General features: G+C 69.5%; 25 protein-coding genes and 1 pseudogene. 17 read left to right on the forward strand and 9 right to left on the reverse strand.

Annotation, left to right across the window (positions count from 1 at the left end):
• Window positions 1-98: 98 nt before the first annotated feature.
• Both E8A49_RS07505 and E8A49_RS07510 read right to left on the reverse strand, forming a co-directional pair.
• Window positions 99-482, reverse strand: a complete 384-nt coding sequence (locus E8A49_RS07505) for a DUF4345 family protein (RefSeq protein WP_293378424.1) — start codon at window positions 480-482, stop codon at window positions 99-101.
• Window positions 483-492: 10 nt separating this feature from the next.
• Entirely contained in the window at window positions 493-1077 is a 585-nt protein-coding gene (locus E8A49_RS07510) for a methylated-DNA--[protein]-cysteine S-methyltransferase (protein ID WP_293378427.1), read from the reverse strand.
• A gap of 96 nt (window positions 1078-1173) precedes the next feature.
• Here E8A49_RS07510 and E8A49_RS07515 point away from each other — a divergent pair, with 96 nt between their 5' ends.
• From E8A49_RS07515 to rimM, 4 genes are all read left to right on the forward strand, one after another.
• The gene (locus tag E8A49_RS07515; protein ID WP_293378430.1) at window positions 1174-2538 is read left to right on the forward strand and encodes a methyltransferase domain-containing protein; all 1365 of its coding nucleotides are present in this window, start codon (window positions 1174-1176) and stop codon (window positions 2536-2538) included.
• 693 nt (window positions 2539-3231) lie between these two features.
• Window positions 3232-4770, forward strand: a complete 1539-nt coding sequence (ffh, locus tag E8A49_RS07520; protein ID WP_293378432.1) for a signal recognition particle protein — start codon at window positions 3232-3234, stop codon at window positions 4768-4770.
• 24 nt (window positions 4771-4794) lie between these two features.
• Window positions 4795-5400: a 30S ribosomal protein S16 gene (gene rpsP / locus E8A49_RS07525; RefSeq protein WP_293378435.1), complete on the forward strand. Its 606-nt coding sequence runs from the start codon at window positions 4795-4797 to the stop codon at window positions 5398-5400.
• A gap of 120 nt (window positions 5401-5520) precedes the next feature.
• Window positions 5521-6036 carry a ribosome maturation factor RimM gene (gene rimM, locus E8A49_RS07530; RefSeq protein WP_293378438.1) on the forward strand — a complete coding sequence of 172 codons (516 nt, stop codon included), beginning with the start codon at window positions 5521-5523 and terminating at the stop codon, window positions 6034-6036.
• Window positions 6037-6201: 165 nt separating this feature from the next.
• Here the strand turns inward: rimM and E8A49_RS07535 are convergent, their stop codons facing one another.
• Window positions 6202-7062, reverse strand: a complete 861-nt coding sequence (locus tag E8A49_RS07535) for an acyl-CoA thioesterase II (protein WP_293378442.1) — start codon at window positions 7060-7062, stop codon at window positions 6202-6204.
• Window positions 7063-7152: 90 nt separating this feature from the next.
• Between E8A49_RS07535 and trmD the strand changes: the two genes are divergently transcribed.
• Together trmD and rplS are read left to right on the forward strand one after the other, a co-directional pair.
• Window positions 7153-7863: a tRNA (guanosine(37)-N1)-methyltransferase TrmD gene (gene trmD, locus E8A49_RS07540; RefSeq protein WP_293378445.1), complete on the forward strand. Its 711-nt coding sequence runs from the start codon at window positions 7153-7155 to the stop codon at window positions 7861-7863.
• A 20-nt stretch (window positions 7864-7883) separates the two neighbouring features.
• Window positions 7884-8285 (forward strand): 50S ribosomal protein L19, encoded by a 402-nt coding sequence (gene rplS / locus E8A49_RS07545; protein ID WP_293378448.1) that lies wholly within the window; start codon window positions 7884-7886, stop codon window positions 8283-8285.
• Between the two features lie 342 nt (window positions 8286-8627).
• Here the strand turns inward: rplS and E8A49_RS07550 are convergent, their stop codons facing one another.
• On the reverse strand, window positions 8628-9683 hold the full coding sequence (locus E8A49_RS07550) for a deoxyhypusine synthase (RefSeq protein WP_293378450.1): 1056 nt from the start codon (window positions 9681-9683) through the stop codon (window positions 8628-8630).
• A gap of 102 nt (window positions 9684-9785) precedes the next feature.
• Window positions 9786-11057 (reverse strand): type III PLP-dependent enzyme, encoded by a 1272-nt coding sequence (locus tag E8A49_RS07555; protein WP_293378453.1) that lies wholly within the window; start codon window positions 11055-11057, stop codon window positions 9786-9788.
• Between the two features lie 205 nt (window positions 11058-11262).
• Between E8A49_RS07555 and E8A49_RS07560 the strand changes: the two genes are divergently transcribed.
• The 10 genes from E8A49_RS07560 to E8A49_RS07605 all read left to right on the forward strand — a co-directional run bounded on the left by E8A49_RS07560 (window position 11263) and on the right by E8A49_RS07605 (window position 21545).
• The gene (locus E8A49_RS07560) at window positions 11263-12846 is read left to right on the forward strand and encodes a tetratricopeptide repeat protein (protein ID WP_293378456.1); all 1584 of its coding nucleotides are present in this window, start codon (window positions 11263-11265) and stop codon (window positions 12844-12846) included.
• A 103-nt stretch (window positions 12847-12949) separates the two neighbouring features.
• Complete coding sequence (gene phnC / locus E8A49_RS07565) at window positions 12950-13744, forward strand: phosphonate ABC transporter ATP-binding protein (protein WP_293378458.1); 795 nt, start codon at window positions 12950-12952, stop codon at window positions 13742-13744.
• Window positions 13741-14760 carry a phosphate/phosphite/phosphonate ABC transporter substrate-binding protein gene (gene phnD / locus E8A49_RS07570; protein ID WP_293378461.1) on the forward strand — a complete coding sequence of 340 codons (1020 nt, stop codon included), beginning with the start codon at window positions 13741-13743 and terminating at the stop codon, window positions 14758-14760. The genes phnC and phnD overlap by 4 nt, the downstream gene beginning before the upstream one ends.
• On the forward strand, window positions 14757-15563 hold the full coding sequence (gene phnE / locus E8A49_RS07575; RefSeq protein ID WP_293378464.1) for a phosphonate ABC transporter, permease protein PhnE: 807 nt from the start codon (window positions 14757-14759) through the stop codon (window positions 15561-15563). The genes phnD and phnE overlap by 4 nt, the downstream gene beginning before the upstream one ends.
• Window positions 15564-15694: 131 nt before the next feature.
• Complete coding sequence (pstS, locus tag E8A49_RS07580) at window positions 15695-16735, forward strand: phosphate ABC transporter substrate-binding protein PstS (protein WP_293378467.1); 1041 nt, start codon at window positions 15695-15697, stop codon at window positions 16733-16735.
• A gap of 97 nt (window positions 16736-16832) precedes the next feature.
• Window positions 16833-17804 (forward strand): phosphate ABC transporter permease subunit PstC, encoded by a 972-nt coding sequence (gene pstC / locus E8A49_RS07585; RefSeq protein WP_293378470.1) that lies wholly within the window; start codon window positions 16833-16835, stop codon window positions 17802-17804.
• Window positions 17801-18655: a phosphate ABC transporter permease PstA gene (gene pstA / locus E8A49_RS07590; protein WP_293378473.1), complete on the forward strand. Its 855-nt coding sequence runs from the start codon at window positions 17801-17803 to the stop codon at window positions 18653-18655. The genes pstC and pstA overlap by 4 nt, the downstream gene beginning before the upstream one ends.
• Entirely contained in the window at window positions 18652-19467 is an 816-nt protein-coding gene (gene pstB, locus E8A49_RS07595; protein ID WP_293378476.1) for a phosphate ABC transporter ATP-binding protein PstB, read from the forward strand. The genes pstA and pstB overlap by 4 nt, the downstream gene beginning before the upstream one ends.
• Before the next feature lie 109 nt (window positions 19468-19576).
• Window positions 19577-20911, forward strand: coding sequence for an ATP-binding protein (locus tag E8A49_RS07600; protein ID WP_293378478.1), 1335 nt, complete (start codon window positions 19577-19579; stop codon window positions 20909-20911).
• Window positions 20912-20921: 10 nt separating this feature from the next.
• Window positions 20922-21545, forward strand: coding sequence for a response regulator transcription factor (locus E8A49_RS07605; protein ID WP_293378481.1), 624 nt, complete (start codon window positions 20922-20924; stop codon window positions 21543-21545).
• Window positions 21546-21554: 9 nt separating this feature from the next.
• Here E8A49_RS07605 and E8A49_RS07610 read toward each other — a convergent pair whose 3' ends face one another.
• From E8A49_RS07610 to E8A49_RS07625, 4 genes and pseudogenes are all read right to left on the reverse strand, one after another.
• Window positions 21555-22295, reverse strand: a complete 741-nt coding sequence (locus E8A49_RS07610; protein WP_293378484.1) for a PEPxxWA-CTERM sorting domain-containing protein — start codon at window positions 22293-22295, stop codon at window positions 21555-21557.
• 146 nt (window positions 22296-22441) lie between these two features.
• Entirely contained in the window at window positions 22442-23539 is a 1098-nt protein-coding gene (locus E8A49_RS07615; protein ID WP_293378593.1) for a glycosyltransferase family 1 protein, read from the reverse strand.
• Between the two features lie 129 nt (window positions 23540-23668).
• Window positions 23669-23857 (reverse strand): annotated as a pseudogene (locus tag E8A49_RS07620) (helix-turn-helix domain-containing protein); the annotation flags it as partial.
• A gap of 91 nt (window positions 23858-23948) precedes the next feature.
• Window positions 23949-24752 carry a UDP-2,3-diacylglucosamine diphosphatase gene (locus E8A49_RS07625; protein ID WP_366928800.1) on the reverse strand — a complete coding sequence of 268 codons (804 nt, stop codon included), beginning with the start codon at window positions 24750-24752 and terminating at the stop codon, window positions 23949-23951.
• Window positions 24753-24909: 157 nt separating this feature from the next.
• Here E8A49_RS07625 and E8A49_RS07630 point away from each other — a divergent pair, with 157 nt between their 5' ends.
• Window positions 24910-25542 (forward strand): TetR/AcrR family transcriptional regulator, encoded by a 633-nt coding sequence (locus tag E8A49_RS07630; RefSeq protein WP_293378487.1) that lies wholly within the window; start codon window positions 24910-24912, stop codon window positions 25540-25542.
• The last annotated feature ends 8 nt before the right edge of the window (window positions 25543-25550 follow it).

Genomic DNA, 25550 nt, shown 5'->3' on the forward strand with positions numbered 1-25550 from the left:
GGGCCATGGACCGACGCTTACAACCTCACCCGACCCCACGCCGGCATCGCCGGCCTCACGCCCTGGGCCAGGGTGAACAACCTTCTTGGAAACGACACCTAGGCCGTCAGCCGCCGCTCCACCCGTTCGCGCCAGACCGCGATCGCTGGCGTGACCCCGAGCTCCATCACCAAGGGCAGGGCGACCGCCGGCGGGAAACCGGTGACGAGCAGGGCGCCGGCCAGCCGCGCCAGGCCGCCGATCACCACGATGGCCGCCAGGCCGCGCACGATGGTCCCGCGACGCTCGATGGTCGGGATGGCGATCCAGAAGGTCAGGCCGATGCCCAGCAGCAGGCCGGAGAGATAGCGGGCGTTGCTGGTGGAGAGCGCGCCTGTCGTGCTCATGTGGCCGAACACGCCCCACAGGCCGCCGTCCACCGGCACGATCCCGGCTATGGCGATGGCGGCCTGCAGCAGACGTCGCTCGGCGGCCGGGCTCACCGAACAGGGCTCAATCGAACAGCGACGGCTGCGGCGCCTGGGCCGCGGCCCTGGTCCGCGCGGGCTTCGGTGGCGGGGGCTCCAGCGCCTTGGCGCCCTCGATGGCCAGGAGGCGGGCCTTGGTGTTGACCCCGCCGCGAGCCGAGAAGCCGCCGAGCTTGCCGCCGGCCGCCGTCACCCGGTGGCAGGGCACCACAATCGGCCAGGGGTTCTGGCCCAGCGCCGCGCCGACGTCGCGGGCCAGCAGCTTGTCGCCCAGTTTTTCGGCGATCTGGCCGTAGGTCAGGGTCTCGCCGGGCGGAATGGCGCGGGCGATGGCATAGACCTGGGCGTTGAAGTCCGGCACACGGCCCATCTCGATCGGCACGCCGGTCAGGTCGGCAGGCTTGCCCAGCATCAGGGCGCGGATGCGGTCGATGGCGTCCAGCACATAGGCCGGCGGCGATCCTTCCACGATCTCCGGAAAGCGGCGCGTGAAGCTCTTGCGCGCGATCTCCGGCGTGGCGTCCGGCAGGTGGGCGGCGACCAGGCCGTCGGCGCCCCAGGCCAGGCCCGCCCACCCGATGGCGGTTTCAAAAAGGGCGTACTGGGTCATGCTTTGGAATATAGGTCGGTTCGCCGGGGCCGCTGGCGGTTTTCGGATATCAAACCCATAAAAGGCCCCTGAGCGCTGGCATGATACCACCGCGGCATGATGCTGGAGATCGACGCGGCCAGGGAGCGCGAGGCGACGCGCCGCCGGGCCGTGGCTGAATCCGGCCGCACCGACACCGTCCGCTGGACGGACGGGGACCAGCTCGATCCGGCCTGGGACCGGCGCGCCGTCCTGGCGGCGGAGCACGTGCCGAGGGGCGCGGTGGTGCTCGACCTCGGCTGCGGCGCCATGGCCCTGGAGCGCGCCCTGCCGCAGGGGTGCCGTTACATCCCCTGCGACCTCACTCCGCGCGACGAACGCACCCTGGTCTGCGACTTCAACGCCGGCGAGTTCCCGGCCGGCGTTTCGGCCGACGTGGTCGCGGTGCTGGGCGTGCTGGAATACCTGAACGACGCGCCGGGCTTCCTGAAGCGGCTGCACGCCCTGAACCGGCCCGTCGTGTTGAGCTACTGCACCGTGGCCGAGCGCGGCCCGGCCGACCGCCGCGCGTTGGGCTGGGTCAACGATTACGCGACGGATCAGCTCATCGCGCTGCTGAACGCCGCCGGCTTCGCCCGCATCACCGGCCGCGAGATCAGCCCGGGCCAGCTCCTCCTGCGCCTGGCGCCCCAGCCCGCCGTCGTCGCGCCCGAGCGTGACGTCTGGGTGGTGAGCTATTCCAGCCTGCCCAACTTCGGCGACCGCCTGGGCGCCCAGGTGCTGGCCCAGGTGCTGCCCGACCACGCCCGGGTGACCCACATCGACCTGGGCGCGCTGGAGGCGGCCCCGGCCGGCAAGCCCGACCTCTTGATCCTGGGCCTCTGCAACAGCCTCTTCCAACCGGTGCTCACCGACGAGCTTCTCAGCCTGGTCGGCCGCGCCGACCGCGCCGTGGGCGTGTTCGGCACCCAGTACCGCCAGAGCCTGGACGCCGACCGCCTGGGGGCGCTGATCGACCGGCTGGACAGCTGGTGGGCGCGCGCCGAGGAGGACGTGCTGCTCTACGGCCGCGGCCGCGCCAACGCGCGCCACCTGGGCGACTGGCTGATCGAGGCCTTCCCGCTGGCCCGCTGGACGCGCGACGAGACCCTGCAGGTGGGACAGGAGGCCCTGGCCGACGCGCCGCTGGACCGGCTGATCGCCCGCTACCAGGCCAGCCGCCGGGTGGCCTCGCCGCGCCTGCACCCGCTGCTCTGCGCCATGACCTCGGCGGAGGAGGTCGCCTATGTGGAGCAGATCGGCTCGGATGGCGGCGACGCGCCCTCCGGCAAGTTCCGCGGCCTGTTCCTCGACATCTTCGGCCGCGACCTGCCGCAGCGCCAGTTCGTCCCCGTCGAGCGCGATGCGGTGCGGATGTACAAGGCCAAGGTCCGCCGCAACGTCGAGGCGCTGCGCGCCGAATTGGCGGGGATGCTGGGGTAGCGGTTCGCTGCCCTCTCTTCGGCTCCGCCGAGGGCGAAGAGCTAGCCCGCGGTCTGCGGCTTAAATCTCATGGCGGCCAGTTTGCCTTGGGGTCTCGGCTTCTCAAGGACTGGCCAAAGGCCAGCCGCTCCGCGGCGCGCCGCAGGCGCGTCCTTGACAAGCCGAGGCCCCAAGGCTCGCATCTGACCATGAGATCTAAGGGCGGGTGGCATCTGGAAGATGCCACATAGGCAAAGATGACTTTCTTGCACTACGTCGGATTGATGCTTGAAGCCCTGGGCGTCATCGGCCTGTTTCTGGGTCTCATAGCCGCCGCTCACAGTTCGAAGAGAATGCACGCGGAATCTCATGCATCCCTGGCGCAGAGACTGACGGGAGTATGGTTCCTAGATGATCGCAATCTAACCAAAGATGGACTGCAGCATCGGGCTGACACCTACCGATACCTGCTGTGGATGCTGGCGCCGTGCGCGGCGCTCGCTGCGGGAATAGCTCTGTGGGAGTTGACCTAGAAGGACCCTTCCTTGACCCAGCACCCCTCTTAGGCGCATAAGCGCGCCCTTCCGGCGCCAACCTCGGTCAGCGCCCTCCACCGTCACGACCCCTGCTCTTATGTAGGACGAGGGCGGCGAGGCCCCCCGTCCACGCAATCGTGCACGGGGGTCGACTGCGTTTGGGCTTTAGGAGTTCGGCTTGTTCGACGCGCTTACAGATCGGCTCTCCAGCGTCTTTGACCGCCTGGGCGGCAAGGGCGTCCTGTCGGAGAAGGATGTCGACGAGGCCCTGCGCGAGGTCCGCGTGGCCCTGCTCGAGGCCGACGTCGCCCTGCCGGTGGTCCGCGACTTCATCGCCAAGGCCAAGGAGGCCGCGACCGGCGAGGCGGTGATCCGCTCCGTCCGCCCGGCCGACCAGGTGGTGAAGATCACCTACGACGGCCTGGTGGAGATGCTGGGCGGCGCGGATGAGGCCCAGGGCCTGAACCTGTCGCTCAATCCGCCGACCGTGATCCTGATGGCCGGCCTGCAAGGCTCCGGCAAGACGACGACGGCGGCCAAGCTGGCCCTCCGCCTGGGCAAGGACCGCAAGCGGGTGCTGCTGGCCTCGCTCGACACCCGCCGCCCGGCCGCCATGGAGCAGCTGGCGACGCTGGCGGGCCTGGCGGGCGTCGACAGCCTGCCCATCGTCGCCGGCCAGGCCGCACCCGACATCGCGCGCCGCGCGCTGCAGTCGGCCAAGCTGCAGGGCTTCGACGTGGTCATCCTCGACACCGCCGGCCGCACCACCCTCGACGAGGCGATGATGAGCGAGGCGGCCGATATCGCCCGCATCGCCAACCCGTCCGAGACCCTGCTGGTCGCCGACGCGCTCACCGGCCAGGACGCGGTGCGCACCGCCAAGGCCTTCCACGAGCGCCTGCCGCTGACCGGCCTGGTGCTGACCCGCGCCGACGGCGACGGCCGCGGCGGCGCCGCGCTCTCCATGCGCGCGGTCACCGGCCTGCCGATCAAGTTCTTCGGCGTCTCGGAGAAGATCGACGGGCTGGAGGTGTTCGACGCCGCCCGGGTCGCCGGCCGCATCCTGGGCCAGGGCGACGTGGTGGCCCTGGTCGAGAAGGCCACCCAGGAGCTGGACGTCGCCAAGGCCGAGGCCATGGCCAAGAGGCTGGCCAAGGGCCAGTTCGACTTGGACATGATGGCCGAGCAGCTTCAGCAGATGAAGCGCATGGGCGGCATGGAAGGCCTGATGGGCATGCTGCCCGGGGTCCAGAAGATCAAGAAGCAGATCGCCGAGGCCAACATCAGCGACAAGATGGTCGACCGCCAGGCGGCGATCATCTCCTCGATGACCAAGCTGGAGCGCCGCAAGCCCGACATCCTGGCCGCCTCGCGCAAGCGCCGCATCGCCGCCGGCGCCGGCGTCGACGTGGCCGAGGTCAACCGGCTCCTGAAGCAACACCGCCAGATGGCCGACGCCTTCAAGATGATGAGCAAGGGCGGCGGCCGCGGCTTCGCCCAGATGGCCCAGATGCTGGGCGGCCCCGGTGGTCTTGGGGGCGGTCCCGGCGGCGGCATGGACCGCCTGAAGAATCTGGGCGGCGGCAAGATGCCCATGCCCTCGGAAAAAGAGATCGAAGAGATGGCCGCCAAGCTCCAGTCGGGCGACGGCGGCTTCAAACTACCCGGCCTTGGGGGCGCAGGCCTGCCCCCCGGCTTCAACCCCTTCAAGAAATAGCTAGAAAACCAAGGACTAAGAGAAATGCTGAAGATCCGTCTCGCCCGTGGCGGCGCCAAGAAGCGCCCCTACTACTCGATCGTCGTCGCCGACAGCCATTCGCCGCGCGACGGCCGCTTCATCGAGAAGGTGGGCGCCTACAACCCGCTGCTGAAGAAGGACGACCCGGCCCGGGTGACGCTGAACGTCGAGCGTATCCAGGAGTGGATCAAGAAGGGCGCCCAGCCCACCGACCGCGTGGCGCGCGAGCTCTCGAAGCAAGGCCTCGCCCAATGGCAGGCCGGCAACAACCCGAAGAAGGGCGAGCCGGGGACCAAGGCCAAGGAACGCGCCGAGGAACGCGCCCAGCGCGACGCCGACCGCGCGGCGGCCATCGAGGAAGCCAAGAACAACCCACCCCCCGAGCCCGAACCGGAAGTCGTCGAGGAAGCGCCGGCCGCCGAGGCCGTGGCTGAAGAAGCGCCCGCCGAAGCCGCGGCCGAAGAAGCCCCGGCTGCTGAGGAGGCTCCGGCCGCTGAAGCCGCTCCGGCGGAAGAGCCCGCGGCCGAAGCGCCCGCCGAAGAAGCTCCTGCTGCTGAAGCGCCCGCCGAAGCGCCTGCCGCCGAAGCCGGCGAAGCCTCGGAAGGCTGATCTGCGAGCCAACTCCCCATCGTTTGTCATCACCCGGCTTGCCCGGGTGACCCAAGCTGAGTCCGTGATGTTTCCACAGCGGCTTGGGTCCCCCGGATCGCCCTTTCGGGCGACCGGAGGATGACGGTGGGGAGGGACGACCTCATCCTCGTCGCGCGCGTGGCGGGCGCCTTTGGCGTCAAGGGCGAGGTGCGGCTGACCAGCTTCACGGCCGAGCCGCTGGCCTTGCTGGGCTACAAGACCCTGCTGGGTGAAGACGGCCAGGCGGCGCTGACGCTCACCGCCGGCCGCGCGGCCAAGGGCGGGGTTGTGGCCCGCGCCAAGGAAGTCGCCACCCGCGAAGAGGCCGAGGCCCTGCGCGGCCTGAAGCTGCATGTCCCGCGTGCGGCCCTGCCGGAGCCGGACGAGGACGAATTCTACATCGCCGACCTGATCGGCCTGGACGTGGTCAGCCTGGAGGGCGAGCTCCTGGGCCAGGTGAGGTCCGTGCGCGACTTCGGCGCCGGCGACCTCCTGGAGGTGACGCCCGTCCCCGCCGGCGAGAGCTGGTGGCTGCCCTTCACCCGCGAGGCCGTGCCGGAGGTCCAGATGGACTCCGGCCGGATCGTCGCTGTGCGGCCGGACGAGGTGGAGTAAAACGTCCGCTTGGTTGCTCCCCCGTTGGGGGAGCTGTCGGCGAAGCCGACTGAGGGGGTCCTTATCCGCCGTGGATGACCCGCTCCGGCGCGGAGCCTGTCCTCGGATGGGCCTTCGGCCGAGTCCGGGGGCGCCACCTCCCCCAGAGGGAGAGGAATTTCGGCGCTACGCCTTCGCCTTGCGCATCCGCATCAGGCCTTCCTGGGCCACGCTCGCCACCAGGGTGCCGTCCTCGTGGAAGATCGAACCACGGATGAAGCCGCGGCCGCCCGAGGCGCTGGGGCTGTCCTGCGAATAGAGGTGCCAGTCGTTGAAGTTGGTCGGCTTGTGGAACCACATGGCGTGGTCGAGGCTGGCCGACTGGAAGCCCGGCGTCTGCCAGTGGACCTTGTGCGGCCGCATGGCGGTGGATAGCAGGTTCATGTCCGAGGCGTAGGCCATGATCACCTGGTGCATGTGAGGGTCCGCGCCGATCGGCTCGCGGGCGCGGAACCAGGTCTGGCTGATCGGATCCTTTGGCCCGTCCTGGAAGTAGCTGCGCGCGTCCATGGAGCGCATCTCGATGGGCCGGGGGCGCGAGAGCCACTTCTTGGCCTCGTCCGGCGCGTTCTCCATGGCCTTCTTCTGCATCTCGAAGTCGTCGGGCAGGTCCTGCCAGGGCGTCGCCGGCGGCATCTCGGCCTGGTGCTCGAAGCCCTCCTGCACCTCCATGAACGAGGCGGCGAGGTTGAAGATCTGCTGGCCGTGCTGGATGGCGACCACGCGCCGGGTGGTGAAGCTGCCGCCGTCGCGGCTGCGGTCGACCTCGAAGACGATCGGGACGGTCGGGTCGCCCGGCCGGATGAAATAGCAGTGCAGCGAGTGGCAGACGCGTTCCTCGACGGTCTCGTAGGCCGCCAGCAGCGACTGGGCGATCACCTGGCCGCCGAAGATGCGGCCGGGGGAGTTGTCCGCCGTCGTGCCGCGGAACAGGTTCACTTCGATGCGCTCCAGCTGGAGCGTCTCGGTCAGGGTCTCGATGTCCATGAGGCGCCGCTTACGCTGGCCCCGGCGCGCCCGCAACCTTTGCGGCCCGCAACCTTGACGGATCGGCCGTCTGCGGCCCTTTGAGGCGCCATGCCGTTCGACGCCACCGTCCTGACCATGTTCCCCGAGGCTTTCCCGGGCCCGCTGGGGGTTTCCCTGATCGGAACGGCCTGGCGCGAACAGGGACTCTGGACCTTGGAAACGCTGGACATTCGCAGCTTTTCCAAGGATAAGCGCGGCTTCCTCGACGACACCCCCTCGGGCGGCGGTCCGGGGCAGGTGATGCGGGCGGACGTGATCGCCTCTGCGCTCGACAGCGTGGAGCGGCGCGGGCGTCCGCTTTTGTACATGAGCGCCCGGGGCGAGCCCCTGACCCAGGCGCGGGTGCGTGAGTGGGCCGAAGGTCCGGGGCTGATCGTGCTTTGCGGTCGGTTCGAAGGGGTGGACCAGCGTGTCCTAGAGGCGCGCGGGTTCGAGGAGGTCGCCGTGGGCGACGCGGTCCTGGCCGGTGGCGAGGCCGCGGCGCTGGTGGTGATCGAGGCGTGCGTACGGCTTGTCCCGGGTGTGTTGGGCCAGGCCGCGAGTTTGAGTGAAGAAAGCTTCGAGGACGGGCTCCTCGAGCATCCGCAGTACACCAGGCCGCGGACGTTCGAAGGGCTGGACATCCCCGAGGTCCTGCTTTCCGGCAACCACGCCGAAATCGGCAAGTGGCGGCGGGCGGAGCGGGAGAAGACCACGCGGGAACGGCGGCCGGACTTGTGGGCCAAGCTTCCCGCCAATCAACAGGCAAAGGGCGATTAAGCCCAGTAAGGACCAAGACCATGAACGTGATCGAGACCCTCGAGAAGGAAGAGGCCGACCGCCTCCTCAGTCTCCGCAAGATTCCCGAGTTCCAGCCCGGCGACACCGTGCGCGTCAACGTGCGCATCAAGGAAGGCGACCGTGAGCGCGTCCAGGCCTACGAGGGCGTCTGCATCGCCCGCGGCGGCCAGGGGATCAACGAGAGCTTCACCGTGCGCAAGATCAGCTTCGGCGAGGGCGTCGAGCGCCTGTTCCCGGTGATGAGCCCGATGATCGAGTCCATCGAGGTGAAGCGCCGCGGCGTCGTGCGCCGCGCCAAGCTCTATTACCTGCGCGACCGCCGCGGGAAGTCGGCCCGTATCGCCGAGCGCGCCATGGGCGCCCGCGCCGAAACCCCGGAGCCCGAGGCCTCGGACGCCTAAGGCGTTCCAGCGTCAGCAAATTCGAAGCGGCGGCCACAGCACTGTGGCCGCCGTTTTCGTTGGTGAATTGCTCCCCCGCTGGGGGAGCTGTCAGCGAAGCTGACTGATGGGGTCGTCAGCGGCTTTGGAGCCGACCCCCTCCGGCGCTTCGCGCCACCTCCCCCGAAGGGGAGGAATTTCAGTTCCCGTGCGGATACTGCGGCAGGCTGTCGTCGATTGTCACCCAGTCCAGCTTCTCGCTGATCCAGATGTGCGAGCCGGTCAATGTGCGGCTCCGCCATTGCCACAACTGCCGTCGCACCTGGCCGCAGAGGCGGCCGCCCGTATAGCGGCCGCCCTCGCTCACTTGGCGAACAGCTCGGCCCAGCGGCGCTTCTTGCGGGTCTTCCACGACCCGCGGTGCCAGGCGTCCGACGCAATCAACGGCACCACCGTGGTGGCTTCCGCGAACACCATCTGCTCCCAGGTCACGTCGACCTTGCCCCAGGAGCAGGCCTCCTTCAGCGTCGAGGACGAGCAGGCGCCGTCACGCACGTCCGCGACGGTGATCTGCACGGCGTATTTGTGCATCTCGACCTCGTGGCCGAGGATCTCGGCGCAGACCACGGTGTCCTGGGCGAAGTTCTTCGGCACGCCGCCGCCCACCATGAAGAGGCCCGTGGCCCCGGCCTTCAGCTTGATCTCGGTGAGCTCGCGGAAGTCGGCCACGGCGTCGATGGTCAGGTACGGCTTGCCGGCCTTCATCCGCTCCACCTGGTGCTTTACCAGGCCGAAGCCGGCCGAGCTGTCCACGAAGGCCGGGCAGAAGATCGGAACGCCCTCTTCATAGGCGGTCTGCACCAGGGAGCCCGGCTTCTTGGCGTTGCCGGCCGCCAGCCACTTGCCCATCTCGTAGATGAACTCGCGTGAGGAATAGGGGCGCGGCTCCAGCATCTCGCAGATCGCGTAGATGGTGCTGTCGCAGTTCTGCAGCTCTTCCTCGTCGATGTAGGTGTCGTAGATGCGGTCGATGTAGAGCTCGCGCAGGTCGCGGTCGTCGACGTTCGACTGGGCCTGGTAGTGCCTGAAGCCGAGGGCTTCGAAGAAATCCATGTCGACGATGGAGGCGCCGGTGGCCACCACCACGTCGATCATCCCGTAGCTCAGCATGTCGCGGTAGATGTGCATGCAGCCGCCGGCGCTGGTCGACCCGGCGAGCGTCAGCCAGGTGGAGCAGTCGGCGTCCTCCAGGCTCATCGACCAGATGTCGGCGGCGCGCGCCGTGTCGCGGCTGGTGAAGCTCATCTTGCGCATGGCGTCGATGACGGGCCGCGCATCGTACTGGTCGATGGCGACGTGCTCGACGGTGTTGGCCAGCAGTTCGGCCTTGCGGTTCGAGTTCTGAACGTCAGCGTTCATCTTCGGAAGTTCCCTTCTGAGAGGTGATCGCCCGTCCATAGGAAAGGCGCGACCGGGACGGAGCGACCGGCCGCGCCTTTAACACGCAGAATGCGACGAGTGTTACCGCCGCCGGCGAGACTTGCCCGCCCGGCCCTTCGGACGCGACAGGCGGACGACCTTGCGGTCCTCCTCCTGCTGCTCGCGCGGCAGGCGGATGGTGCGGCCGGCGAGGCCGAACATCGAGGCCATGGGGGCGTCGGACACCTCCACGGTCTCGGCGTCGCCGAAGCCGTTGAAGCGGGTGTTCATCGCCACGCCATAGGCGCCCAGCATGCCGATCTCGACATAATCGCCCTCGCGGACGTCCTCCGGAAGCCAGAACGGACCCGGCATGTGGTCGAGGCTGTCGCAGGTCGGCCCATAGAAACGAAAGGGCTTCAGGGGGCCCTCCACTTCGCAGGCCTGGCCGTCGGCGCCGCGGAACAGCTTCACCGGAAAGGGCCACTTGGTGTGCGCCGCGTCGAACAGGCTGCCATAGCTGCCGTCGTTCAGATAGAGCGCGTCGCCCTTCTTCAGCTCGACCTTGGTGAGGATCGAGGAGGCCTCGGCCACCAGGGCCCGGCCCGGCTCGCACCACAGCTCGGTGGTCTCGTGGACCATCATCTCGGCGAAGCCGCGGTCGATGGAGTCCAGATAGTCGGCCATGTCCGGCGGGACCATGCCCGGGTAGATGCTCGGGAAGCCGCCGCCCACGTCCACCACGTCGGCGAAGACGCCGGCGCGGACGAGGGCGCGGGAGGCCTGGCTCATCGCCGCCTGGAAGGCGGTCGGGCGCATGCATTGGCTGCCGACATGGAAGGAGACGCCCATCAGCTCCTGGGTCGCGCGGCGCGCGGCCAACAGCAGGGCCGGCGCGTCATGCGCGTCGACGCCGAACTTGCCGGAGAGCGAATAGGCCGCGCCTTCCGCCTGCACGGCCAGGCGGACCATCAGGTTCAGGTCCTTGGCCCCGCCGGTGGCGTCGAGGATCTTGGCCAGCTCGTCATGGGTGTCGAAGGAGAAGGTCCGCACCCCATGGTCGAAATAGGCCTGGGAGATGGCGCGGCGGCTCTTCACCGGGTGCATGAAGGCCATCCGCGCGCCGGGCGCGAACTGGGACACCAGCTCGATCTCGGGGACCGAGGCCACGTCGAACGAGTTCACGCCATTGGCCGCAAGGGTTTCGATCACCCACGGCGAAGGGTTGGCCTTCACGGCGTAGAAAACGTCGCCTTTGAACTTGTCCTGGAACCAGCGCGCCGCGGTCGCTACGGCATCCGGTCGCGCAAGGGCGACGGGACGTTCCGGGGAGCGATCGCGGACCAGGTCCAGGGGCGTATGATACGTGTGCAATTCACGTAACCCCCAACGGATAGTTGAACCCAATCCGGCGTTAGCAGCGCTTTTCAGGACATCGGGTCCGCCGGAAGGCGCCACATAGGGTCATCGGACGGGGATGTAAAGTATTGAATCCAGGCTTTTCGACGCGGGTGTCCCAGGGGTTTGACGCCGGGGGCGGCGCACGGTCCCCTCACAGCTTATCCACAGGGGGCCAGGCATGACGACCGAGGCGGACGTGGCGGGCCAAATCGCCGAGCTGGTGGCGTTGGGCCGCGGCCTGGCGGACTCCGGCAAGGCCAACGCCGCGGCGCAGGTGTTCCAGGGCCTGCACGCCCTCGATCCGGCCCATCCGGAGGTGAACAAGCAGCTCGGGATCATCCTGGCCACCCGGGGCGATTTCGCCGGTGCGGCGCCGTTCCTGGAGCGGGCCGTGGCCGCCGCGCCGCAGGACGTCCTGGCGCACAACGCGCTCAGCGCCTGCCGCTTCGAGGCCGGCGCCTTCGAGGCGGCCCTGGCCAGCGCCGACACCGCGCTCGCCCTGCTCCCCGACTTCGCGCCTGCGCTGAACAACCGCGGCAACGCGCTCTTGCGGCTGGGGCGGCCGGCTGAGGCCCTCGAGGCCCAGGAGCTGGCGGCGGCCTTGACGCCGGAGGACGCGATCGTCTGGCTGAACCTCGCCAATGCGCAGCGCGACGTGGGCCAGCCGCACGCCGCCCTGGCCAGTCTGGAAAAGACCCTGGCGCTCGATCCAGGCCTTCACCAGGCCCACACCAACGCCGGCAATGTGCTGCAGGACCTGGGGCGGCGCGAGGAGGCGCTGGACCGCTACGCCGCCGCCCTGGCCCTCGATCCCGGCTCCGTGGACGCCCACTGGAACCGCAGCCTGCTGAACCTGCTGATGGGGAACTTCGAGGCCGGTTGGCGCGAATATGAGTGGCGCTGGCGGCGCGACGCGCGGGAGAGCCGGCCGCGCGGCCTGGCCGCGCCGCTCTGGCAGGGCGAGCCGCTGACGGGCCAGACCCTTCTGCTCCATTGCGAGCAGGGTCTGGGCGATTCCGTCCAGTTCATCCGCTTCGCGACGCAGGCCGCCGCACGAGGCGCCCGGGTGATCGTCGAGGCTTTTCCGACGCTCATCGAACTGTTCCGCTCCGCCGACGGCGTCGCCGAAGTCACGCCGCGCAGCGCGGCGCCGCCGGTCACGGACTTCCAATGCCCGCTGATGAGCCTGCCCTTGGCGCTGGGCGCCTTCGATCCGCCGCGGACTGACGTCCCCTATCTCGCGCCCTCGGCCGAGCGCCGCGCGGCCTGGCGCGAGCGGCTGGGGCCGGCGTCGCGCCCCCGCGTCGGCCTGGTGGCGAGCGGAAGCCCGAGCCATCGCGCCGACCATCTGCGCAGCCTGCCGCTGGCCCATCTGCTGGCCGCCGCGCCCCAGGGGCTGGAGCTCCATCTGCTGCAGAAGGAAGTCTCCGCCGCCGAGCGCGACGCCGCCATGGCGCGGGACGTGAGCATCTGGGCCGAACGCCTCACGGATTTCGCCGACACCGCCGCCCTTTGCGAGCTCATGGACCTGGTGGTCAGCGTCGACACCGGCGTCGCCCACCTGGCCGGGGCCCTGGCCCGTCCGGTCAATATCCTCATCGCCTTCGACCCGGACTGGCGCTGGGGCGTGTCCGGCGAGGCCAGCGCCTGGTATCCGACCGCGCGCGTCCTGCGGCAGGCCGCGCGCGGCGACTGGTCGGCCCCCTTGGCGGCGCTCGCCCAGGACCTCGCCGCCCTCGCCGGCCCGCGCCGGTCGCGCTAGACCGGACGCGGGCGGGCGTGCCATGAAGCGCGGGGGCGAGGACAGGCGGCGCAGCGTCTGCATCCAGGCGCCGCCAAGCGGGGAAAGCCTTCAAAAGACGTCCATGTCCGACGCCGCCGTCCTCTCCATCCGCAAGGCCTCCAAGAGCTTCGGTCCGCGCCGCGCCCTGGACGGCGTCTCGCTGGACGTCCGCAAGGGCGAGATGATCGCGCTGATCGGCCCCTCGGGCTCCGGCAAGTCGACCCTCTTGCGCTCGATCAGCGGCCTGCAGACCATCGACGCGGGCGAGGGTGTCATCGAGGCCTTCGGCGGCCTGGTGCAGGAGAACGGCCACATCCATTCCGGAGTGCGGCAGACCCGCACCCGCATCGGCTTCATCGCCCAGCAGTTCAACCTGGTGGGCCGGCTGTCCTTGTTCACCAACGTGGCCCTGGGCTCGCTCGGCCGTATCGAGACCTGGCGCGGGCTCTTAGGGTTGTGGCCGGAGGAGACCAAGGCCGCGGCCATGGCGGCGCTGGCGCGGGTGGGCGTCGCCGACTACGCCGGCCAACGGGCCAACACCCTTTCCGGCGGCCAGCAGCAGCGTGGCGCCATCGCTCGAGCCCTGGTGCAGCAGGCCAAGATCGTCCTGGCCGACGAGCCGGTGGCCTCGCTGGATCCGGTTTCCGCGCGGCGCGTCATGGAAAGCCTGCGCGACTTGAACCGCCAGGACGGGCTCACCGTCCTCGTCACCCTGCACCAGGTCGACTACGCCATGCGCTATTGCGACCGGGTGGTGGCGCTGAAAGCCGGCCGCATCGTCTATGATGGCCCTGCCGACGGGCTCTCGACCCCGCAGCTGATCGACATCTACGGTCCCGAATTCGAAGACGTGTTCTGGGAAGGAGCCCCCAAATGATCGCGCGTCGCCTCTTCCGCGGCCTGGCCGCGGCCGCCCTCGCCGCCGCGGCGCTGGCCGGCTGCAGCCCCAAGGCGGGATCCCCGGCCGGCGATACGCCCAAGGAGATCACCTTCTCCATCCTGTCGGCGGAGAACCAGGCCTCCATGCAGCCGCTCTGGCAGCCGCTGCTGGACGACATGTCGGCGCAGATCGGGGTGAAGGTGAAGCCCTACTTCTCGTCCAACTACACCTCCCAGATCGAGGCGATGCGCTTCAAGCAGGTGCAGGTGGGCTGGTTCTCCGCCCTGCCGGCCCTGGACGCCGTGGAGCGCGCCGACGGCGAGGTGCTGGGCCGGGTGATCGATGCCGGGGGCGATGCGACCTACAAGTCGGTGATCATCGTCCGCAAGGGCTCGGGCATCACCCTGGATAAGGTCCTGGCCTGCGGCCAGAAGTACAACTTCGGCATCGGCGATCCGCAGTCGACCTCGGGCACGCTGGCGCCCATGGCCTATCTCTTCACGCCCAAGGGCATCGATCCCACCAAGTGCTTCAAGGCGGTGCGCTCCGCCAGCCACCAGGCCAATTCCTTCTCCGTCGCCAACGGCGTGCTGGACGTGGCCACCAACAACACGGTGGGGATCGTCTTCTTCAATCGCGAGAAGCCGGAGCTGGGCGCGAAGATCGAGACCATCTGGACGTCGCCGCCCCTGCCGGAAAGCTCCATCGTCGCGCGCAAGGACCTCGACCCGGCGGTCAAGGAGAAGATGCGCCAGTTCTTCCTGACCTACGGCACCGGCACGGGTCCCGTGGCCGACAAGCAGCGCACGGTGCTCAAGAACCTGGCCTATGGCGGCTTCCGCCCGGCGGACAATTCCTATCTCGACCCGGTGCGCGAGATGCAGGCCTCCGAAGCCCTGGCCGAGGCCAAGCGCGGAGGCGACCCGGCCAAGACCGCCGCGGCCCAGGCGGCCTTCGAAAAGATCCACGCCGCCGCCGAGGCCAAGCGGGCCAAGGAGCCGGACGCTTCATGACGGCGGTGACGCCCACGGGGATCCCGGGTCCGCCGCGGCGGTCCCTGGCCCAACGCGCCCCCGATATCCTGGTCTGGGGCGCGGTCATCGTGCTGCTGTTGATCAGCTTCGGCCCGGTGAACATGAGCCAGTTCGTCAAGCTGTTCACCAACTCGGAGAACATGCGCGAGTACGGCAAGGACTTCCTGCATCCCGACTGGACCGACTGGCGGCTCTATGTCGACAAGATGTGGCTGACGATCCAGATCGCCATGTGGGGGACCTGTCTGGCGGTGGTCATCGCGGTGCCCTTCGGCCTGGCCTGCGCGAAGAACATCTCACCGCCCTGGCTGCAGCAGCCGATGCGCCTCCTGATGAACCTGTTGCGCTCGGTTCCAGACCTGGTGGTGGGCACCCTGTTCCTGGTCGCCGTGGGCTTGGGCCCGTTCGCCGGCGTGATGGCGCTCGCCGTCAACACCGGCGCCGTCCTGGCCAAGCTGTTCTCCGAGGCGGTGGAATCCATCGACCGGGGCCCGGTCGAGGGCGTGCGGGCCACCGGCGCCACCCGGCTGCACGAGATCGTCTGGGGGGTCATCCCGCAGGTCGCCCCGCACTGGACCTCATTCGCGCTCTATCGGTTCGAGTCCAATTCGCGCTCGGCCACGGTTCTCGGCCTAATCGGCGCGGGCGGTATTGGCCAGCTCTTGTTCGAGACGATGAACGCCTTCGACTATCACAAGCTCTCGGCGATCGTGATCGTGATCATCGTGGCCGTGACGCTGATCGACCTGCTGTCGCAATTGATGCGCAGCCGCCTGCAGTAGGCGGCAAAGTCCGGGGGCGGACGTTTCAGAACCGTCACGGAAGCCCCTCGGTGTCACCAAACTGTCGTCGCCGATCAGTAAGCACCGTCGCGAGAGCGGCATGGATGGGGCGCTCTTTTCAGGAGAGAACCATGTTGAAAATTCTAGGGGCGGCGTTCGGCGCGGCCTTGATCGTTGGCGTGGCCACGCAGGCCGCCGCCGCGGGTTCGATTTCGGGCGCTGGCGCGACCTTCCCGGCCCCGGTCTACAACAAGTGGGCCGAGGCCTATAAGGCCCAGACCCAGACCGCCCTGAACTATCAGGCGATCGGTTCGGGCGGCGGGATCAAGCAGATCCAAGCCTCCACCGTCGACTTCGGCGCCAGCGACAAGCCGCTGAAGCTGGAAGACCAGGCCAAGGACGGCCTGGTGATGTTCCCGACCGTGATCGGCGGCATCGTCCCGGTGATGAACCTGCCCGGCTTCAAGCCCGGCCAGCTGAAGATGACCGGCGCGAACCTCGCCGACATCTACCGCGGCGCGATCAAGAACTGGAACGACCCGATCCTGGCCAAGGCCAACCCGGGCCTGAAGCTGCCGAACCTGCCGATCACCGTCGTGCACCGCTCGGACGGCTCGGGCACCACCTTCCTGTTCACCAGCTACCTCAGCCTCGAGGCCCCGCACTGGGCCAGCGAAGTCGGCGCCAACGACAGCGTCCAATGGCCGGTGGGCCTGGGCGGCAAGGGCAACGACGGCGTCGCGGCCTTCGTGAAGCAGACGCCCGGCTCGATCGGCTACGTCGAGTACGCCTACGCCAAGCAGAACGCGATGACCTACGCGCTGATGCAGGACAAGGCCGGCCAGTTCATCGCCCCCACGGCGGCGAACTTCAAGGCGGCCGCGGCCAACGCCAAGTGGACCGAAGCCCCCGGCTTCTACCTGCTGCTGCTGGACCAGCCGGGCGCCAACGCCTGGCCGATCACCGGCGCCACCTTCATCCTGATGCACGCCAAACAGACCGACGCGGCCAAGGGCAAGGACGTCCTGGCCTTCTTCGACTGGGCCTACAAGAACGGCGACGCTGCCGCCGAACAGCTTGACTACGTGCCGCTGCCGGCCAACGTGAAGGACCTGATCCGCAAGTCCTGGTCCAAGATCGTCGGCCCGGACGGCAAGCCCGTCTACAAGTAGACGCGAAAGCTTCCGGCGCTCCGCTGCGGTCACGCCGTGGCGGAGCGTCCGGGTCTCTAAAGTACGCTCGCTTAAGTCCCGCTCCAGACCCCGTGCGATGACCGAAACCGCCATTCCCGACGCCGCTCCGGTCCGCCGACGATCCGCTCCGCGCGGAGCCCTCATCGGTCAGGTCTTCGAGGGCCTGTGCTTCGGGGCGGCCACTTTGCTGCTAGCGGCGCTGGGCGGGATCATCGTCTCGCTGGTGATCGGCGGCTGGCCGGCGCTCTCCAAGTTCGGCGTCGGGTTCCTGTTCTCGGCGGCCTGGAACCCGGTGACCGATGTCTATGGCGCGGCCGGGCCGATCGTCGGCACCCTGATCACCGCGGCGCTGGCCCTCCTGCTGGCGTTGCCGATCGCCGGCGGCGTGGCCTTCTTCCTCACCGAGCTGTGCCCCGCGCGCCTGCGCCGGCCGATCGGCACGGCGGTGGAGCTCCTGGCCGGCATCCCCTCGATCGTCTACGGCATGTGGGGCCTGTTCGTCTTCGCCCCGCTGTTCGCCCGCTTCATCCAGCTGCCGCTGATGAGCGCCGCCAAGCCGGGCTCGTTGCTGGAAACCCTGACCACCGGCATCCCCAACGGCTCGGGCATCCTGCCGGCCTCGATCATCCTGGCGATCATGATCCTGCCCTTCATGGCCGCGACCCTGCGCGAGCTGTTGCTGACGGTGCCCGCCGCGGTGCGCGAGAGCGCCTACGGCCTGGGCGCCACGACCGCCGAGGTGGTGTTGTCGGTGACCCTGCCCTATGTGCGCCAGGGCGCCATCGGGGCGGTGATGCTGGGCCTGGGCCGCGCGCTCGGCGAGACCATGGCGGTGACCTTCATCATCGGCAATTCGCACACCTTCCCGAAGTCGCTCTTCGACTCGGGCTCGACCATCGCGTCCACCATCGCCAACGAGTTCACCGAGGCCACCAGCCCGATCCATACCGCCGCCCTGATCTCGCTCGGCCTCGTGCTGTTCCTGATCACCTTCGCGGTGCTGGGCCTCGCGCGCCTGTTGCTGCGCCAGCAGGGGGCCAAGCTGTGAACGCCGCCAAGCTGGCCCGCCGCCGGATCGGCGACATCCTGTTCAAGGTCTTCTGCGTGGCGGTCACCGCGCTCGCCCTGATCGCCCTGGCGGCCATCCTTTGGTCGCTGATGGTCCAGGGGTTCGGCGGCCTGAACCTCGATGTCTTCACCATGGCGACGCCGGCGGCCGGCTCGCGCGGCGGCCTGGCCAACGCCATCGTTGGATCGATCCTGATGTGCGTGCTGGCTATGGTCATCGCCCTCACCGTCGGCGTTCTGGCCGGCACCTGGCTCGCCGAATACGGCGGCCGCTCGCGCTACGGCGCGACCATCCGCTTCCTGAACGACGTGCTGCTCTCGGCGCCGTCGATCCTCGTCGGCCTCTTCGTCTATGAGCTGCTGGTCGCGCCCTTCCATGGGTTTTCGGGTTTCGCCGGCTCGGTGGCCCTTGCCCTGCTGGCTGTGCCGGTGATCACGCGGACCACCGAGGACGTGCTGCTCCTGCAGTCGGCGACCCTGCGCGAGGCGGGCGTCGCTCTGGGCGCGCCGCTTTCCTATGTGATTCGCCAGGTGCTCTGGCGTTCGGCGCGTGGCGGCCTGCTCACCGGCGCGCTCCTGGCCTTCGCCCGGATCAGCGGCGAGACCGCGCCCCTGCTGTTCACGGCGCTCAACAACCAGTTCTTCAACAACCCCTGGTTCGACCTGCGCCAGCAGACCGCGAACCTGCCGGTGGTGATCTTCAACGGCGCGCTTAGCGCCTATGACGACCTTCGCAGGCTCGCCTGGGCCGGGGCCCTCCTGATTGCCGGCACGGTCTTGGCGGTCACCATCGTGGCGCGTATCGTCGCCCAGGAGCAGCGACGCTCATGAACACCCTCAATCCGGCCGTGGAAGAATTCGAGACCAGCATCGCCGACGTCGACCGCGCCGAGGTCAAGGTCGACGTCAAGGGCCTCAACTTCTACTATGGCAAGAGCCACTCCCTGAAGAACGTCACCATCCCCTTCGCCCGTAACAAGGCGACGGCGCTGATCGGTCCTTCCGGCTGCGGCAAATCCACCCTGCTGCGGACGCTCAACCGCATGTACGCCCTCTATCCGGGCCAGCGCGCCGAGGGCGAGATCGTGCTGGACGGCGAGAACATCCTGGGTTCGCGCGTCGACCTTGCCCGCTTGCGCGCCCGGGTCGGCATGGTGTTCCAGAAGCCCACGCCGTTCCCGATGAGCATCTACGACAACGTCGCCTTTGGCGTGCGGCTCTATGAGAATCTCGGCAAGGCCGACATGGACGCCCGCGTCGAGGAAAGCCTGCACCGCGCGGCCTTGTGGGACGAGGTGAAGGACAAGCTCTCCTCGCCCGGCCTCGGCCTCTCCGGCGGCCAGCAGCAGCGGCTTTGCGTGGCCCGCGGCGTCGCCGTGCGCCCCGAAGTCCTGCTGCTCGACGAGCCCACTTCGGCCCTCGACCCGATCTCCAGCGCCAAGCTGGAGGAGACGGTGATGCAGTTGAAGGCCGACCACACCATCATCATCGTCACCCACAACCTGGGCCAGGCCGCGCGGGTCAGCGACTACACGGGCTTCATGTACCTGGGTGAGCTGGTGGAGTTTGGGGCCACCGACGCGGTCTTCACCCGCCCGGCGACCAAGCGCACCTCCGACTACATCACCGGCCGCTTCGGCTAGGGCCTCGGCCGGCGTCCGGTTTCCGGCGCCCATTTCCCCAGGCCCATTTCCTTGCGCCGGGCCGCATGATCTTTTGACCGTGCGGTCCTAGAGGTGCTTCAGAGCGGCAATGGCGCGGCTCCCCCAGGTTTCCAGGCGGTTCGCCCGGCTCTTGCGCGGGCCGGCGACCCTGCATGGCCGGGTGATGCTGGCGGCCTGCGCGGCCCTCGCCGCCAGCCTGGCGGTGGGCGCACTGGCGCTGGTCTGGGACGCCCGCCGCTCGGTCGACGCCGAGCTCGCCTCGGCCATGGCCAGCGCCGCCCAGGCGGTGCGCACCGGCGTCCAGGAGGAGGCCGCGCCCGGCGCCGGCCTGCCGCGCCTGGTGCGGGTCTTCGACGGCAACCGCCACGTACGCGCCATACTGCTGAACAGCTGCGGCGTCCCGCAGGCCGTCTCGCGGCCCTACGTCCCCGCCGATCCGCCGCCCGGCTGGTTCGTGGCCCTGATCGACCCGCACGCGCCCGCCCGCCAGGTGTCCGCCCCCGGCTACGCCGCCATCCGCCTGGAGCCTACGCCGGTCAACGAGATCGGCGAGGTGTGGACGGGCCTGCGCGACGCCCTCCTGATCGTGGGCCTCCTGTCGGTCCTGGCGCTCGTTCTGATCCGCCGGGCGGTCACCCGGGCGCTCAGGCCCCTGCAGGCGGTCTCCGGGGCCTTCGCCCGCGTGGGCGCCGGCGACTTCGAGGCGCGGGTGGCGGCGGCCGGTACGGTGGAGATCGAGCGCCTGGCGCAGGGCTTCAACGCCATGGCCGGCCAGCTCGACGCCATCGACCGCGAGAACCGCCGCCTGCACGAACAGCTGGCCACCGTGCAGGAGGAGGAGCGCGCCGAGATCGCCCGCGACCTGCACGACGAGATCGGGCCTTACCTGTTCGCGGTCAGCATCGACGCGGCCGCCGAGCCGCCGCGGGTGGAGCTGATCCAGACCGCCGTGGCGCACATGCAGACCCAGGTCACCGACATGCTGCGCCGCCTGCGGCCGCTGCGCGCCGTCGAGTTCGGCCTGACCGGCGCGGTGGAGGACTTGGTCGCCTTCTGGCGCGCGCGGCGGCCCGACGTCGCCTTCGATCTGGCGGTGACCGTCGACGACGCGGCGCTCGGCGTCGGCCTGCGCGAGGCGCTCTACCGGGTGGCCCAGGAGGCGCTCAGCAACGCCGTGCGCCATGGCGGCCCTTCGCGGATCAGCCTGGCTCTCGACACCGAGGCCGGCGAGACCGCGGTCCTGCGCGTCGCCGACAATGGCGCGACGGCCGAGCGCCCGGGCGGGCGGCTGCGCTTCGGCCTGGCCGGCATGCGCGAACGTATCGCGGGCCTCGGCGGAGAGCTTTCCATCGACCCTGGGACCGGGCAGGGATGGACGGTGACCGCGCGCGTTCCGCTGCGCCTGTCCGAGGCTCTCTCATGAAGGCCCTGCCATGAAAGTCCTGCTGGTCGACGACCACGCCATCGTCCGCGACGGGCTGAAGCGCCTGCTGGCCGACCTGGGCGCGGGGCCGATCCTGGAGGCGGCCACCGGCCGCGCCGCCCTCGACCTCGCCCGCGCCGAGCGGCCGGGGCTGGTCATCCTCGACCTCAACCTGCCGGACCTGGGCGGGCTGGAGATCCTGGCCCGGCTGCTGCGCGAGGACCGCGCGGTCCGCGTCCTGGTGCTGACCATGCACGCCGAGCCGCTCTATGCCGCGCGCGCGCTCAAGGCCGGCGCCAAGGGCTATGTGAGCAAGGCCGCCGCGCCCTCGGAGATCGCCGCCGCGGTCCGCGCCGTGGCCCGCGGCGAGGGCTATGTGGAGGCCAAGGTCGCCCAGGCCATCGCGCTCGGCGTCGGCTCCGGCGCGCGGCTGGATTCGCTCACCCCGCGCGACCTGGAGACCCTACGCCTCCTGGCCCAGGGCAGGAGCCTCAGCGAGATCGCCCAGGCCCTCGGCGTGGCCTACAAGACCGCCGCCAACGGCTGCACCCAGCTGAAGGAGAAGCTCGGCGTCTCGCGCACCGGCGAACTGATCCGCCTGGCCGTGGAGCTGACCGAGCCGGCGGCGGAGTAGGGCGGCGGCTCAGGCGGCGCGCAGGACACGGCGGCGGCGCAGGACCGAGCCGGCGGCGCCGAACCCCGCGATCAGCAGGGCCCAGGTCTCCGGCTCCGGCGCGCCGCTGCCGCCGTTCGGCCCGCCCGGGCCGGCGGGGACGCAGGTGGCCGACGGCGCGTCCGTGCAGGTGGTGTCAGGCGTAAAGCTGGCGGTGAAGAGCAGGTTGGTCCCCGTCGGCTGACCGTCCCAGCTGGTGTCGGTCGGCAGGCCGGTGTTGTAGACCACATAGTCGATTCCTGGCGGGCGCGTGGAGCCGGTCTCGACCCCTCCGGTCTGAGTGGAGGATTCCATATAGGTCGACAGGAAGGCGACGTATTGCTGACCGGCGACGACGCCGATCTGGGGGGCGAAGGTGTAGTCGCCGCCGGTGGGGGCGGGCGAACTGCCGCTCTGGTAGAGGAGCTGCGAGACCCCGGCGCCCGGGGTGAAGGTCGCCGCGCCGTTCCAGACGCCGAGATAGGCGTTGACGTTGGTGACGCCGCTGGCCAGCACGAATTCGACGCTGTTCAACATGCCGGTGACCGGAGCGGTGAAGACCTCGCCCATCTCGAGCAGGCCCGTGGGGCCGCCGAAGTCTTGCAGCTGGCCGCCGTCGCCGGGCGCGGAACTCAGGAAGACATCGTTGGCGTGAGCCGACAGGGGAGCGGCGATCGCCGCCAGGGAGAGGGCGAGCGCCGTGGCCGCCGCCGAAAAGGTTCTGGGTTTCATGCCTGCACCGGATTTCCACGCCCGACTTGGGCGCCGCCCGGACCTATCGCCGGGTCCGCGATGCGTTGAGTTGCATCGAAGTTCGCCGGGATGCAGGAAGTTGCATGGCCCTGGCCGAAGCCGCCGGCCGCCCGGAACCCGCCGGCTCAGGCCGCTTCCGGCCTGCGCCGGCGCACCCGCGCCAGCCGGCGCAGCCGGCGCCAGAAGCGGGTCTTTTCCGGCTCGGGATAGGGCTGCAGGTTGCGCACGAAGTCCTCCGCGCAGGCGCGCCAGCTGAACTTCTCGGCGAAGGCGCGCACCTGTTTGCGGTCGAGGTTGAGGGCCTCGAGGCAGGCCTCGCGCAGGCCCTCCGTCGCGCCGGCGGCCAATACGCCCGCGCCCGAGTTGGGAATGATGTCGATGGGCCCCGGCGCCGGATAGGCCGCCACCGGCGTGCCGGACGCCATGGCTTCCAGGATCACCAGGCCGAAGGTGTCGGTCAGCGAAGGGAAGACGAAGACATCGGCCGAGTTGAAGGCCGCCGCCAGCTCCTCGCCGGACTTGGAGCCGGTGAACACCACCTTGGCGTACTTGGCCTTCAGCTCGTCCAGCTGCGGCCCCGGGCCCACCACCACCTTGGTCCCCGGCAGGTCGAGGCCCAGGAAGGCCTCGATGTTCTTCTCCACGGCGACCCGGCCGACATAGAGGAAGATCGGCTTCGGGAGGTGGGCGAAGATGTCCGCATCGCCTTCCCCGCGCGGGTGGAAGGACTCGGTGTCGACGCCGCGCGACCAGGAGGAGATGTTGCGGAAACCGTGCTGGGCCAGCTCGTCGCGCATGGTGGGCGTCGCCACCATCAGCCGCCCCGACGGCTTGTGGAACCACTTCATGTAGGCGTAGCCGGCGGCCAGCGGCAAAGGCAGGCGCGCGGAGACATATTCCGGGAAGCGCGTGTGGTAGCTGGTGGTGAACGGCAGCTTCCATTCCACGCAGATGCGCCGCGCCGCCAGGCCGATGGGGCCCTCGGTGGCGATGTGGATGGCCTCCGGCTCGAAGGCCTTGAAGCGCTCCTGCACCGGCTCATAGACCCCGATCGCCACCTTGATCTCGGCGTAGGTGGGCAGCGGGAAGGTCTTGAACTGGTCGGGGCTGATCACCTCGACGGAATGGCCCATGGCCCGCAGTTCGGCGACCACGCGGGTGAGCGTGCGCACCACCCCGTTCACCTGCGGCTCCCAGGCGTCGGTGGCGAGCAGGATACGCATCGGCCGGCCGGCGTCGTGTGGGGCGGTGATCGCCTCGCGGATGCGCGGCAGGGCGCGGGAGGCGCGGGGCTTCGGCTCGGCCTGGGCGATGGCCTGGGTCTGCATCCACGACCAGAAGGCGCCCAGCAGCGCCTCCTTGGTGGGGAAGTAGCGGTAGACCGTGCGCTCGCCGACCTTGGCGTCCTTGGCGATCTCGGCGAAGCTCAGGTCCTCCAGCGGGCCTTGCTCCAGCTGGCGGCCCACGGCGCGCAGGATCTGCTCCCGCGTCTCCTCCCGTTGCCGGTCGCGCAGGTTCGGGCTCGGGGACGGGCTTTTCATGGCAGCCGGACTGTCACCAGGTTGTATTGCTATGTCAATGCCGCGCGGCGGCAGCGGGGCTGTCGCGAACGGCGGTTCTTTTGTGAAGGGGTCAGGCCGCGATGGGTTCCGGCAGGCCGATCGGCGTCGGCGCGGCCAGGCTGGCGCGCACCTTCGGCCACTCGAGGATCTCCAGCGTGCCGTCGGCGTGCTCCACCAGCGCGGTGCAGCTTTCCACCCAGTCGCCGTCGTTCAGATAGGCGATGCCGTCGATGTCGCGGCTTTCGGCCTTGTGGATGTGGCCGCAGATCACCCCGTCGACCCCGCGCCGGCGCGCCTCGTCGGCCACCGCCTGCTCGAAGTTCTCGATGAACTGCAAGGCCTTCTTCACCCGCGTCTTGGCGAAGGCCGAGAAGCTCCAGTAGCCGAAGCCCAGCCGCCGGCGGATGCGGTTGATCAGGGTGTTGGAGGCCAAAAGCGCGCGGTAGGCCCAGTCGCCCAGCAGGGCCAGCCACTTGGCGTGCTGCACCACCGCGTCGAAGTCGTCGCCGTGGGTGACCAGGAAGCGGCGGCCGTCGGCGGTCTCGTGGATCGCGTCGCGCGCCACCACCACGCCGCCGAAGTGGACGCCGATGAAGTCGCGCACCACCTCGTCGTGGTTGCCGGGCACATAGATCACAGAGACGCCCTTGCGGGCCATCCGCAGGATCTTCTGCACCACGTCGTTGTGCGCCTGCGGCCAGTACCAGCCCGAACGCAGCTTCCAGCCGTCCACGATGTCGCCGACCAGGTAGAGGGTGTCGCAGTCCATGTGGCGGATGAAGTCGAGGAGGAGGTCGGCTTGGCAGCCCCGGGTGCCCAGATGCACGTCGGAGATGAACACGCTGCGGTAGTGGCGGATTGCGGCCTCGGTCACGTCACGCCCCAGGATCGCCCATATTGCAGGCAGCCGTGCCCTGATTCCGTGTCGCTTTTACGAAGGCCACGCTGCGGCCTTTTGTGCGCCCTACAGAAGCTGTAGGGGTTCCGGCCTTGAGCAGGCCCTCCCCAGGTCGCCCTTCGAATTGGTCCAGATGGACGCCAGACTCCCGACGATGAAGGCGACGCCGAAGTCGCTGCGAACCCGCACGCGCATCCTCGATGCGGCCATGAAGCTCTTCGCCGAGATCGGCTACCAGGCGGCCACCAACGGCCTGATCGCCGATGCGGCCAAGCTGACCCGCGGCGCCATGCTCTACCATTTCGCGACCCGCGAGGAGCTGGTGGAGGCCGCGGTCACCCACATCGACCTCGCCCGGGCGCGGCTGTTCGAGGAGGCGGCGCGCGCGTCGGCCGCACCCGGCCAGGACGCCTCGGAGGCGGCCATCGACGCCTATTGGGCCCTGCTGCACGAGGCGCCGTTCATCGCCTTCGCCGAGCTGGAGGCCGCCGCGCGCACCGAGCCGATGCTGCGCGCGCGCCTGGCCGCCGCCCAGGCCGCCTTCGACCGCGCCCAGATGGGCGGCGGCTTCGGGGCCTTGGTGCAGGCCGGCGCCGATCCGCGCTTCCAGACCAGCCGCGACCTTGGCCGCTTCCTGCTGGAAGGCCTGGCGCGCGGGTCGATGACCTATGACGAGCAGGCCCGCAAGGAACGCCTGCTGGCGGTGGTCAAGCGCGCCGTGCGCATGCTCAACCGCAAGGGCGACATCCACGACCTGTGGGAATAGCGCCCCAA

It is taken from the genome of Phenylobacterium sp., assembly GCF_004799515.1.
Classification (GTDB): domain Bacteria; phylum Pseudomonadota; class Alphaproteobacteria; order Caulobacterales; family Caulobacteraceae; genus Phenylobacterium.